Origin of the sequence: Cecembia lonarensis LW9, from assembly GCF_000298295.1 — a bacterium.
GTDB lineage: Bacteria > Bacteroidota > Bacteroidia > Cytophagales > Cyclobacteriaceae > Cecembia > Cecembia lonarensis.
Genome location: NZ_AMGM01000018.1, coordinates 56517 through 69518 on the forward strand (window position 1 = coordinate 56517; position 13002 = coordinate 69518).

Annotated in this window: 13 protein-coding genes; all 13 read right to left on the minus strand. The window is 42.6% G+C overall.

The features are described from left to right. Positions 1–86: 86 nt before the first annotated feature. The gene (locus tag B879_RS07875; RefSeq protein ID WP_009184630.1) at positions 87–878 is read right to left on the minus strand and encodes an alpha/beta fold hydrolase; all 792 of its coding nucleotides are present in this window, start codon (positions 876–878) and stop codon (positions 87–89) included. After that, positions 875–1660, minus strand: coding sequence for an alpha/beta fold hydrolase (locus B879_RS07880; protein WP_009184631.1), 786 nt, complete (start codon positions 1658–1660; stop codon positions 875–877). The genes B879_RS07875 and B879_RS07880 overlap by 4 nt, the downstream gene beginning before the upstream one ends. 161 nt (positions 1661–1821) lie before the next feature. Continuing rightward, positions 1822–3189, minus strand: coding sequence for an alpha/beta hydrolase family protein (locus B879_RS07885; protein WP_009184633.1), 1368 nt, complete (start codon positions 3187–3189; stop codon positions 1822–1824). Positions 3190–3336: 147 nt separating this feature from the next. Continuing rightward, on the minus strand, positions 3337–4245 hold the full coding sequence (locus B879_RS07890) for a helix-turn-helix domain-containing protein (RefSeq protein WP_009184634.1): 909 nt from the start codon (positions 4243–4245) through the stop codon (positions 3337–3339). 5 nt (positions 4246–4250) lie between these two features. Beyond that, positions 4251–4457 (minus strand): hypothetical protein, encoded by a 207-nt coding sequence (locus tag B879_RS07895; protein ID WP_009184635.1) that lies wholly within the window; start codon positions 4455–4457, stop codon positions 4251–4253. 31 nt (positions 4458–4488) lie between these two features. After that, positions 4489–5550: a serine hydrolase domain-containing protein gene (locus tag B879_RS07900; RefSeq protein ID WP_040400369.1), complete on the minus strand. Its 1062-nt coding sequence runs from the start codon at positions 5548–5550 to the stop codon at positions 4489–4491. A 440-nt stretch (positions 5551–5990) separates the two neighbouring features. Further along, on the minus strand, positions 5991–6644 hold the full coding sequence (locus B879_RS07905; RefSeq protein WP_009184638.1) for an alpha-amylase domain-containing protein: 654 nt from the start codon (positions 6642–6644) through the stop codon (positions 5991–5993). 44 nt (positions 6645–6688) lie between these two features. Then, entirely contained in the window at positions 6689–8134 is a 1446-nt protein-coding gene (locus B879_RS07910) for a pyridoxal phosphate-dependent decarboxylase family protein (protein ID WP_009184639.1), read from the minus strand. 2 nt (positions 8135–8136) lie between these two features. Then, on the minus strand, positions 8137–9522 hold the full coding sequence (locus B879_RS07915; protein WP_238542103.1) for a sulfatase family protein: 1386 nt from the start codon (positions 9520–9522) through the stop codon (positions 8137–8139). A gap of 81 nt (positions 9523–9603) precedes the next feature. Then, the gene (locus B879_RS22610) at positions 9604–9780 is read right to left on the minus strand and encodes a hypothetical protein (protein ID WP_009184641.1); all 177 of its coding nucleotides are present in this window, start codon (positions 9778–9780) and stop codon (positions 9604–9606) included. A gap of 29 nt (positions 9781–9809) precedes the next feature. Beyond that, a complete protein-coding gene (locus B879_RS07920; protein ID WP_009184642.1) occupies positions 9810–11447 on the minus strand; it encodes an arylsulfatase in 1638 nt (545 codons plus the stop codon). 198 nt (positions 11448–11645) lie between these two features. After that, positions 11646–12539, minus strand: coding sequence for an NAD-dependent epimerase/dehydratase family protein (locus B879_RS07925; RefSeq protein WP_009184643.1), 894 nt, complete (start codon positions 12537–12539; stop codon positions 11646–11648). 16 nt (positions 12540–12555) lie between these two features. Continuing rightward, positions 12556–13002: AMP-binding enzyme (locus tag B879_RS07930; protein WP_083847934.1), on the minus strand; the 447-nt coding region annotated here is incomplete at its 5' end.

A 13002-nucleotide genomic window follows, 5' to 3' on the forward strand; every position in this document is an offset into this window, starting at 1 on the left:
GAAATTAATTGATATTGATTGATATTGGATACTGATAGATATTATTTGTGGATAGTAAGGGAAACCTGTCAGGTCTTTCTAATGGTTTACAAACCTTCCAAAAAAGCTTTCAATGTTTTGTTAAAATGTTTAGGATTATCCTGATTGGCAATATGGTTGGCATTGGGGATTTCAACACATTGGCTGGCGGGTTCCTTTTTATGCCAAGCTTTGGAAGCGTTTTTGATAAAGCCCAAGTCTTTTTCCCCATAAAGCATCAAGAGGGGAACTTTGGTGGGTTGGGGCGAAAGGTCGATCAAATCATAGCACATGTCAGCGGTGATTTTCAATGCTAACTTCTTACCGATTTTCCCGATACTTCTGGCTAAATAGTCCTGAACTTCCTTTTTTACTGCCCTATGTTTCCCAAAAGAGTTGCAGAACATTCTCTCCGGTATCAAGCCCATCAAAAAGATAAAAACGGGAACAAGCGGTTTAGCCCAATTCCCCACATGGGATTTCAGCTCAATTCCTGGGGCATGTACCACAGCCATCACTTTTTCGGGATATTTGAGTTGGAAATGCTGGGCAACCATACTGCCCAGGGACTGACCTACCAAAACTGCCTCGGAAATTTGTAAGGACTCCATCAGCTCATTCAAACATTCTGCAGACAATTCAGTGAAGCGCTTGTGGTAATTTTCCAAGGAGGAAGTGCCATGGCCCGGTAAATCCCAAACTAAAACCTTGTAATGCTGCTCTAAGGGTGCAAGCTGTTCTTGAAAAGTCAAATGATCCATCCCTACCCCATGAATAAACACCAAAGCAGGACCAGAGTCTTTACCTGACAGTTCATAATGGATGTCTCCGTTAGCGCTTGAAATGATTCCTTTCTTCATGGTAGCTTTTTCAAGATGTCCTTTAAGCAACTATTGAAAGCCGCAGGATCGTCGAGGTTGCCCACATGTCCCACTCCTTTCAAGTCAATCACCCTTGCTGATGGATTGGCCCCGATAGCCTTAAGTGTTGATTTTAACATGCCGTTGATCCCTTTGTCAAATTCACACCTGATCAGGGTGTAGGGGACAGGACATTGGGCAATAAATTCTGTATAGTCATAATTTACCAAATTATATCTGAAATGGGGAATGGCAGCCACGGCCTTTACAAACATTTGTAAGCATACTTCTTTTGCGGATGCATTCATAGCGGTTTGGTCAGCCATCAGATTCAGGTACCAATTTTTAAAGTAACGGAGCATCAAGGCATCGAAACCTCTGAATACCGGAGCCAAAAATTTGGGAAATTTCATTTGTCCGGTAGTACCAAAAGTGGTTAAGCTTAGGAATTTTTCCGGAACTTGACCGACTACTTCATAGCCAAGGACTCCTCCGGCAGAATTACCGAAAAAATGGATGCGCTCCAAATCCAGGTCTTTGATCAATTGGATGATATCCGTAGCCAAAAGGGTTAAGGCATATTGATCAGTGGTATTTGGTAAGGGTTTTGGAGAATTCCCATGTCCCCTAAGGGAAATCAACACTACCTTGTATTGTTCCGAGAAAAATTCCTGTTGTTGCTGAAATTGGATAATGCTTCCCCCTGCCCCATGTACAAAAAGAATGGTGTCTAGGTTTTCTCTTCCCGTAATACTGTATTCTAGTTGAATGCTGTCCATCATAATAACGGTAGAGTTAAAATTAATCTTTCCTATCAAAATGATAGCCAGAAGGGAGTTTTTGGGCGGTTAGATTATTCACAGCTCCAAAAACTCCCATCAATACAATCAAATAGGGCAAGCTTGATTTAACCAAAGTGAGGTTCATAAATGGAAATTTCCTGTTAAAGGCTTGCCGATTCTTTATTATTCATTCTTAGTTTAACACGATCTTCCAATTTCACCTTGCTTGGTTTCTCAACTTCCTTTTCTTCATTTTTATGGAAAACTTCATCCAACCAATCAAAAACCGTATGGCGTATCAGGGTAACATTGGGTAGCATGTTTTTGCCTGAAGCGCCTTGATCACCTTTGCCGATCACCAAATCCACTTTGGCGTTTTTGATCTTTTGCATGGCATCTGCTATAAATCCATGGGTAGCCGAGTAGGCCAACTCATCCTCACCTACCAATAAAAGACTGGGGCAGCAAATATCCGAAGGGTCTACCGTAAATTCCTTACAGGCATCCAACCATTCCTGAATCGTATTTACCTGCCATCTCCATTTGTAAATGTCCATGAAATTAAACAGACCGGCCAACCAGGAACCAAATAGCCTGGTAATCATTTTAAATAGGGGGAAGTTTTCATATTTGGCCAAAACCTTCAGCTCCTTGGCCTGAACCAAATACTCATATTGGTTCAAAATGATGCTGTTGGCAATCATGGCTTTGATACGCTTATCATGGGCTGCTGCCCTAGCCACAGTATATCCTCCCAAACTTGGGCCAAAGACTGCCAATTTATCCATATCCACATCAGGTCGGCTTTCTAAGTAATCAATGACTTTACTGACGGGCTTTTCCATGGTAGGCTCCATTTTCATTCCTTGAATGGCTGTATTGCCCATCCCGGGAAGGTCTACCGTGATGACATTGTAACCACGCTCCTGATCTCCAATCCCAAAAAGGAAACACATGTCCTCACTAAAGGACTCTCCTCCTCCTACATTGTAAATGGTAGGCCTTTTGACATTGCTGTTGTCAGGTTTCATAAAATAACCCTTCAACTTCTTTCCTTCGAAATCAATTTCAATGGGTTCTATAGGAGGGTTGAATAAGGCAGCAGCCTTTCTGAAATTTGCGACTGCATGGTCCAGAATCTCACTATAACGCTTGGTTTCTTTGACAGGACTAAGGTTAAACAGGGCGGCCCTGTTGAGGTAATACACCCTTAGGAAAGTTTCTCTGGCCGTGATAAAATGTCCACGGGAGAAGCTTCTTTCTGCGTCCTTTTCTGCGAGGTCTGCCACTTTGGTCAGTTCCCGTACCCAAGCTTCCGTGTCGTATTGATTGACATTGCTGACGGCAGCAAATGCTTCACCTACATCCGCCCCTCCTCTTGCACCAAAAGCAAGTAGGTAAGAAAAGTAGGCATCTACAATCGGATTTTTGTAGTAAAACTTCATCCTTCCGACCAAAGGCTTATTGTGTTTGGGCACCGCTTGAGGGGTACTTTTTACTGCCGGGTTGTTTATCGTTTGCGCTTTCATCGTAGTGGGGTTTAAGTGTTCAACTCATTGATTTACTGTAAATTTCAATAAATACAGCTACATTTAATGGGAAAAACAGGGTGGGATTTTGGTAAAAAATCAGGTAGGGTTAAAGTTATGCTGTGGTAAAAAAATACAGGAAGATCGCTAGCCCTCTTTTTTCAAGGTTTTCCGAAAAGCTGCAGGGGTTAGCCCGCTCATTTTTTTGAAAAATTTGACAAAATGGCTGTAATCATCAAAGCTCAATTTCCAGGCAAGCTCTTTAATGCCCAAATCTGTGGAAGACAACAGGGTTTTGGCATGTAAATAGGTGATTTCATTGATGATGTTTTTGGGTGTGGTCTGAAAAACCTTTTTAACAGCGTCTGACAAGTAGGCTGGACTGATTTCCAAAAGTGTGGCATAGAATGCTACTGATCGATCCTGTAGGAAGTGGTCCAAGACTAATCCTTTAAACTTAGTGGCTATCCTTTGGTACTGAAGCGCTACAAATCTTCCATCACTTTTTACCTTTGTAACAATGCGATTGATATATACAATCATGACCTGTAGCAGGTTTCGGATCACGAGGATGTTTTCTTCTTCCAATTCCTCTTGTTCCAGCAACATCACTTCGAAAAACTGACTGAGCAGCTTATATTCCTTTTTGCTAAGCGGGACCACCAAAGGTTGTACACTATGGAGAAAACTAAAGCTGTTCATTTGCTGTGGCATACTTTCCAAGTTTAGGAAAGATTCCTTGAAATTGGCCACATAGCCGTCCCAATTGCCCGTTTTCTCCCAGGACAAAATCTGACCAGGAAGGTAAATGACCATGGTATATTCTTCAATTTCTTCACGGATATCAAAAACCCCCACCGCTGCTTTCAGGTCACTGCCAATGGCAACCTGGAAATAGGTTATACTGAATGGTCCCATGCTAGGTACCAGCGCTTCGCCAAGATCACAAAACCTCAAGACATTAAATTCATGATGTTTTGACCTCAGAGGAGTGTTTGCTGCCGCATAGTAGTCGTTAAACTCCTTATAGGTACGTATTTGAAATTCCTCTCCCATATTGGTTAAAAGTTCGACAATTCCTCACCCATAAATTTTTCCAGCCACCAACTTCCACTTCCAGGTCCACCATGCAAATACAAACATGGTATCCCATTGCCTTTAACCGTAATGTGGAGCAATTCGCCATCTGAAGTTAATACCTGATGGGACTGAGCGAACGATTGGCTCCAGAAAAGAGGAAGCAGAAATAATGGAACAAGCTTTTTCATAATTCAATTGATTTTTGTCCAAAATTCAGTTTCAAAGCATACTTTTTATGGTGTCTATCATCAGCCCTGTGGCTTTTCGGTGTCCCTTACCATTGACCTGATTGGTAGCGCCACAGAAATACAAGTCTGTTTTAGGGTTGTAAAAAGCAAAAGTGCCTGTCTGTCCCCAGAATCCAAGTATTTCCCCAGGGTATTTGAAGGGGAACAGAATTCTTGGAATCCACAATTTTTCGAGGCCAATCCCAAAATGAAAAAATCCGGGAGGAGGAAAAATCATTTTCCATTCCTTCAGGGTTGTTATTTTTTCTTTGGGGAAAAATATCCCTCCGAAAAAAGCTTTCAGAAAAACCATCACCTCATCTACAGTAGATACAATTCCCCCCTCCGGTCCAACAGAGGCTATATAATTAGGCAGCCATAACTTTTTGGCACCATAATAAAAAGGAACAGGATTGTTATCCAAGGTATCTTGGTACACATAGGTGTTTTTGAGCCCCAAGGGATCGAAAATATACGTCTTCATGATCTCCGGAATGGATAGCCCTGAAACTTCCTCAATAATTCTTCCTAAAAGCTGATAATTCGAATCGGAGTAAGCTGCTTTTGACCCCGGTTTGAATTTGGGTTTTAATCCTTTGATCAGTTCAATCGTCCTTTCCAATGGCCAGGAACCATCCTTCCCTTCCAGCAAATCATCTGCTGCCGCCCGCCCATTTTCCTGTTTGTGAAAAAAATAATCCGGAATCCCGGAGGTGTTGGTAATCAAATGCTTGATGGTCAATTGATTCGAGTAATCCACACCTTTGAAAACATGAAGTGCAGAGCAGAAATCACTCGGCAAATATTTACTGATTTTATCTTCTAGACTTAGCTTCCCCTCATCTATCAGCTTCATTACAAGTACTGTGATATACATTTTGGTCACAGATGCTATGAAATACTTGTCGGCCACTTGCATGCTACCAGCAGCACCTGACCAGGATAAGGAAGCATCTCCACTTTCCACTTTCATGGCCACACTAAAAATGGACTTACTGTCCACCATTTTTTCCAGGGAGGTTTGGAGTAAGCTTGGGTTAAATGTCCGGTTCATACTATAAATATAAAAAAACTCAGGAGACTGGAAGGGGAATTTCAATTTTCAAATGGTTCGGAATAGGAGGACCGCAAATCCACATTTTCCGGGGTTCGGGATGGCAATTACCAAATAGGAGGGATGTACCAAGGCAGCAGGATTGAAGCCACTAAAATTTTTCGAGTATATTCGGAGATTTATGTAATCGAATAAAAATTTTCGAGTATGGACGAAAAATTTGTTGTGTCACTGGATGATATGACATTACCATCAAATCAAGGCATCAAGCATATACAAGCTTGGAGATTGCAGGACTTTTTGCGGTAGCGCAGGGTTATAAGGTTTCCCCCAGGTTAATTGGTATATTTTTAAAAGAGGATTGTAATTCCTATTTATCCGGAGTTCGGGATTGGAAATCCCGAACAACCCATAAAAATATTTAAATCTCTTATACCAAATTAATCTTGTTTCGGAATCCAAACAGAAACTGAGTTAGCTTTGCACTGGAATTTTCCCCATCCATCATCATTGGTAGTAATAAGCTCAGCGATATGACCGGTGATATCGAAATAAGTAGTATTAGGTGCACCCGTCTCCATATATTTGGTGCCATCCATCCCATTACTCAAAAGAACAGCCATGCCTTGGGGTTTTTCTTTTTTACCTGATCTTGACCAACCAATACAATTGGGATGGTCAAAATAATCATACTGCTCACCATAGGCATATTTTTGACGGGTTTGCAAAAACAAATCGATCATGGCTTGATGTGAACTCATCCAAATTTCATGCTCTTGACCATCTTTTCCTATGCCTTTATAATGTGCGCCATAGTAATCAGCGGCAAAAACACAGGGATAACCATCTCTTCTAAGTAAAATTATGGCATAAGCCAATGGCTTGAACCAGGCTTCAACGACAGATTCGAGGGCCTGCAGGGGCTGGGTATCGTGATTGCTGACCAGTGTAACAGCCAGGGTCGGGTAAGTCTTTACAAGGGCATTGTCAAAAATTGTCTGCAAATCAAAATCACTTCCTTCTCTACTTGCTTTTGCAAAATTATAGTGGAGGTTCACATCAAAGAGCATTATGGCACCATTATATCCTGACATCTTCAAATTTTATATCCAATACTGTTTTAATTGAAATCATTAAACTATTGCTCCCCAAACTCTTCCTTTGTCTTTTCCAGACAAGCTTGGATCATCTCCATGGCCTGATCAATTGTTTCTTTTTTGGTTCTAAAGGAAAGAATGGCCATTCGGATGACAAACTTATCCTCCAAAAGGGTGGAACTGAAAAAGACCCGACCATCCTCATGGATATGGTGCAATAAACGGCGATTAAATGCATTTTGGTCCCCTTGGTAAGGATACCAAAAATAGCTCACAGATAAATCTGGTTCAGGTCCAACACCAAATCCCGCCACTAAAAGTAGCTCCCTGAAATAAGTAGTAAGTAGTAATTTCTCCTCTAGGTTGGCAAAGAAGGGGGCAATGCCGTGCAATTGCAGGGGCAGCCAAATCCTTAATGCCCGGAAGTGCTTGGTCAATTCAGGAGACACATTGGCCGGATCATTTGCCAGATGATCAGTTAATGCATCCTGCATGTAATTGGCCATATACAGGTTGGCCTGCAGGACAGCTTTAGCATCCTTGACCAATACAGCCCCTATGCCATAAGGAAGAAATAAGCTTTTGTGGGGATCGATGACCAGAGAATCTGCTTTTTCTATGCCTTTGAAAAGGTCCTTTTTGGAAGTCAGGATGAAAAAGCCCCCATAAGCCCCATCCACATGGAACCAAAGGCCATATCGATGGCTGATCTGGGCAATCTCTTCCAATGGGTCTATGGCCCCGACATCTGTGGTACCCGCCGAACCTATTACTAAATACGGGCTGAGGCCCTCTGATTGATCAGATCGGATTTGCTTTTCCAATGCTTGGGTATCCATTCTGTACCGTTCATCGACTGGAACATAACGGATAAGTACATCCTCCAAACCAATGATGCGCAAAGATTTTTGGATACAGTGGTGGGTCTGCGGCGTCAGGTAAATGACACTATTTCTAATTTTTTCATTCTTGACCCCATATTTATCCCTCGCTGCTGTAAGGGCAATGAGATTGGCAATGGAGCCCCCAGAGGTAAGATTGCCCACTGCAGTTTGAGGAAAAGAAAACAGTTTTTTCAACCAATCGAGTACTTCATTTTCCATGGCCACTGCCCCCGGAGATGCATAGCCGATGCCCGCATATTCATTGGTAATGGCAGCCAGATAGTCTCCCAAGGAGGAAGCATAAATGCCTCCTCCAGGTATATACCCAAAATGCTTACCAGAAGAAGCACGGATTCCCGGTTCCGTAACCTGTTCTTTGAAAATGGTCAGGATCTGGTCCATGGACTTGGGTTTTCCATCTATCCTGAAGCTTTCCTTATCAGCTCCCGTTTTATCATATGCTTTGGCTTGAGGCAAGTCATCCAAGTAGGCATTGGCAAAATCAGCCACTTTACTTAAATATGCTTGCCTTTGGTAGAGGTCAAGATCGAGTTGATTGGCGATTTCTTCCTGTTCTTTTATTTTAAAGAAAATATTGGACATCTTCAATTCATCGCTTTATTCTTAGAATCCAAATATTCAAAATGACTGTTGTCCGGAGGAGTCCTGGCTACCTTACTTTCAGGTAAAGGTCCCAATTGCTTCACCGAAAGATCCATTGCCCGCATCATCTGTGCAGTTTTCTCTGGGTATTCTCCAGCTAGGTTAATGGTTTCTCCCGGATCATTCTTTAAATTAAATAAGAGTGTATCATGTGCTTCAACCCGCTTCATACCTCTGGATCCAGCGAAGCCCGCATAGGGACGCTTGATTTTCCAATCTCCTTCCCGATATCCCTCCTGACTGGAAAGCATGTAATAAAGGAAGGTATCTCCTTCTCTGTTGCCATTTTCAAAAAGAACAGGCCCTAGGTCTTTGCCGTCGATTATCCGGTCTTGGGGTATTTCTGCTCCGACCAACTGGCTGAATGTTGGAAACCAATCCATTTGCGTAGCTAAATCTTCATAAACCTGACCAGGCTCAATTTTGCCTTTCCACATGGCAACTGTCGGTACACGCACCCCTCCTTCAAAAGTAAACTGCTTGCCTTCTCTTAGATGTCCAGCGGAACCTCCATGATCTTCCATCACCAGCCAAGGGCCATTGTCAGAGGAAAATACGATGAGTGTATTTTCAAGGATTCCCTTTTCTTCCAACTTTCTCAAGACCTCTCCCACGCTCCAGTCCAGCTCTTGGATGACATCTCCGTAAAGTCCACGGTTTGATGTTCCTTCAAACTCAGGAGAAGCATAAATCGGTACGTGAGGCATGTTATGGGCCAGGTAAAGAAAAAAGGGCTGATCTCCGGATGCATCAATGAATTTTAGGGATTCTTCTGTATAGGTTCTGGTCATGTAGCGCTGATCGACATGATATGCCTCCACCTCATTGCCCCGCATATATACGACCGATGCCATGTCATTGGAGTAAGGGATTCCAAAGTATTCGTAAAAACCCTGATTCAAAGGAAGAAATCTCTCCAGATGGCCAAGGTGCCACTTTCCCACTATTCCGGTACGGTAGCCTTTTGTCTTGAGTATTTCTGCAATGGTGATTTCCTCTGGATCCATTCCTGTTAGACTTTCCGGGAAAAAAACGGTATTGATCCCCATGCGCTGGGGCATCCTGCCTGTTAGCAAACCGGCCCTAGAGGGACTGCATACAGGGGAAGCAGATAGAAAAGAGGTGAATTTTATCCCTTCAGCAGCTATTCGGTCAATGTTTGGGGTGGCTATATCCGATGCACCAAAACAGCCAAGGTCTCCATAACCTAAGTCATCTGCGAAGATGAAAACAAAATTTGGCAAATCAGATTTGATTGCTTGGTCTTCCTTTGACTCACAGGCCAAAAAAAGCCAAAAAGATAAAAGCATTATAGGTAAATTCTTCATTAATTCATTGTTTTCAAACAATTTAAGATTTTTTTTCCCAAAGTTGGCCATTCGAAACTCCCAAATAGTGCGCTTATAATATTAATCACTTTTCCTATTTGTCCTAAACCTACTGCTCAAGGCCCCAAATACTCCTCCTGCTATTCCACCTACTATAGCTGATGGAATTTCAAGCCCCAAGCTTTTTAAAATGACCACCACTACAACTGCGATAATTACCGAGACCATGATGGTTTTCAATAATTGATTTCTGCTCATTGCTTTTTGAATTAAATCAGTTTTCAAAACTACATCCCTTCTCCCCGTTGGGGAGTAGGGATTCTCACATTTACCTTTTGGGCATATTGCTGCCAATCATACAGCAATTCCTGAAACTTCTCGGGAAATCTCTCTTTAAGATCATCCTGTTCAATTGGATCTTCGGCTAAGTTAAATAGCCGAAAATTTTCCAGTTCCAAAGGACGTTGAATGTTCAAAAGTTTCCAGTTCCCTTTTTGGAGCATCGCATAGCCCCTATGTTCCAAAGCAAAGACATAGGTAGAATCATGAACAGGCTTTTCTGCTCCATTTAATATGGGCAAAAGAGAACTTCCGGCCAAGGGAGCCAATTCTACTCCATTCCAAGTTTTGGGATAGCTTACCCCAGCCAATTCATAAAAACTTGGAGCCAAATCCATGATGGATGAAAATTGATGGTCGATTTGGTTCCTGCTATGGACCAAAGGTCCGGAAATAATCATTGGAGCTGTCATGCCACCTTCTGTGGTGTATCCTTTATAGTATAAAAAGGGGGAGGATCCGGCCTCTGCCCATTGAGGACCATAAGAAATAAAGGAATTTTCCTTCCCCATGTCCTCATAGGCATCGGAATAGTTTTCCTGAAGAAATGGGCCAAAGTGATCATGGTAATAAAAGTCTTCAGCCGCAGCACCATTATCGGAAAGAAAGACAATCAAGGTATTATCATATTGACCGATTTCTTTCAGGTAATTGATCAGCCTACCGATATTGTCATCCAAATTATCCACCATCCCTGCATAAAGCTCCATTTTAAGTGCTTCCTTTTGCTGCTCTTGAGGAGTTAAAGCATCCCATGGCCTGACCTGAGGGTGCATGGGTGGAAGTTGGGCAGAAGAAGGTATCATTCCTGCATTTTTTAATGATTCCAAGCGCTGCGCTCTCAGGACCTCATACCCTTCATCATATCGGCCTTCATACTTTTTCCAATATTTCTCATCTACCTGCAAAGGCCAGTGAGGAGAAGTATAAGCGGCATAAGCGAAGAAAGGCTTTCCGTCAGATTGGTTGGACTGTATATATTCAATCAGCTTGTCTGTGTAAAAATCCGTGGAATAAGCCCCTTCAGGCCAAGCAACCTGTTCTCCATCTTCTGTGTAAAGAGAAATGGGTGTATCGGGAAAAATCCCCCGTTCACTGTAATGATTGGCCCCACCCTCTATGGTCACAAAGGATCTTTCAAAACCCTTTTGCTCTGGATTGGCTTCGGTAGTTTTCCCCAAGTGCCATTTGCCTGCCATATAGGTATGGTATCCAGCAGATTTAAGGAGCTCTGGGACAGGAACTATCCGATCGCTCAAATGTCCCTCATAACCGGGAACACCAGTGACCAAATCCTGTGAACCCATACCGGCTACATGGTTAAAATTTCCCGACAAAAGCATGGCCCGACTGACCGCACAAAAGGGACCGGTATGAAACCGGCTAAAACGAATGCCCTCTTGAGCCAATTGGTCAAGATTGGGGGTTTCGATATCTCCACCAAAAGAGCCCAAGTCCGCATAGGCCAGATCGTCTGCCAATATTACCAGTATATTGGGAGGCTTTGGTTTTTCTAATTCTTTCTCACAAGAAAGAAGAAATAACCCTATAATAGACAAGAGTACAAGTTTTTTGGTATTTGGCATTTAATATTCCTTCCAGATGATTGCTTAAATTGCTTTTCAGCAAGTACCAAACGAATACGGACCTCTAATGGCTGATTTTGTTCGAGTGAATGCAGGTAAGATTTATCTCAAATTACCAAAAATTTTCCATCTCCCATCATAATCTGCTTGAAATCAGGTCAAACAGATCCGATAATCCAAAGAGGACAACCAAAATCATTATTCCGGATCTACATACTTCCTCCAATTGTGCTGCTCTTTGAATCCCAGGACTTCCCGGATTTTTTGGTTGGAATACAGGCCCTCATGTCCTTCTAAGTCACGGGTCAGTGGCACACCTGGGAAAAATCTATCGGCCAATTCTTTTGCGGAAAGGGTAGCTACATTGTGGTCATTTACAGCATTGAAAACTTGGTAACCCATTCCATCTTTTTTCAAACATAAATCCACTATCTGCCCCAGATCCCTGGCATCAATGTAGTTAAAAAACATTCTTCTTCGGACTTCAGGGTGTTTGAGAAAGTGTGGGAAAGACTCTGCATATTCATGGGGCTCAATCACATTTCCAATTCTCAAAGCATAAATATCCACTCCCGAACGGCGTTGAAAGCTACGGGCAGTTTTTTCATTCAAAACCTTGGACAAGGCATAAGTGTCCATCGGATTGACATCATAATCTTCCACTAGCGGGAGAAAATCAGGATTGGTTTTTCCATCTGAAAAACATACCCCATAGGTGGTTTCAGAAGAGGCAATGATTATTTTTTTAATTCCCAACTTGACCGCGGCTTCAATGACATGGTAGGTACCCAAGGTATTGACCCGGAAGGTTTCATTATCAGGCTCAATCAATATCCTTGGAATAGCCGCAAAATGGACTACTGCATCAAATTTGGGTACACCTGTACCCGGCTCCAGCTCGTCAAATCCGGCATAGGAGGTCATGGCATTGAACATTTGGCCGGAATCTGTGATGTCTGCGATCAGGTTATCCACGCCCGGATAATCCAATGGCTTCAGGTCCACATTCATTACCCGGTGTCCTTGTTCTAAGAGATAGGGAACGACATGCTTTCCTGCTTTTCCTGATCCCCCTGTAAAGAATATTCTCATAATAGTTATGTTTATTTTAATCCATATCAAATTCAGCCCCAATTTTATGGGTATGTAACACTTCACGTATTTCCTCCAAAATCATTGGATCATCAATCGTAGAAGGCATCTCAAAATGTACCCCATCTGCAATGTTTCGGATGATTTTACGCAGTATTTTACCCGAACGGGTTTTGGGTAGACGATTGACAATTACCGCTGATTTAAAATAAGCAATGGCTCCTATGGTCTCTCTAATGCTTTTAACCAGCTGCACTTCCAATTCCTCTCTGCTTATTGTCCTTCCATCTTTCAACACCACCAAGGCCACGGGACGTTGACCTCTTAATTTATCTGCAATCCCTACCACGGCACATTCGGCCACTACCGGGTTGGCTGCCACAATCTCTTCCATCTCACCCGTGGACAAACGGTGTCCGCTGACATTGATCACATCATCCACCCTGCCCATGATGTAAAAATA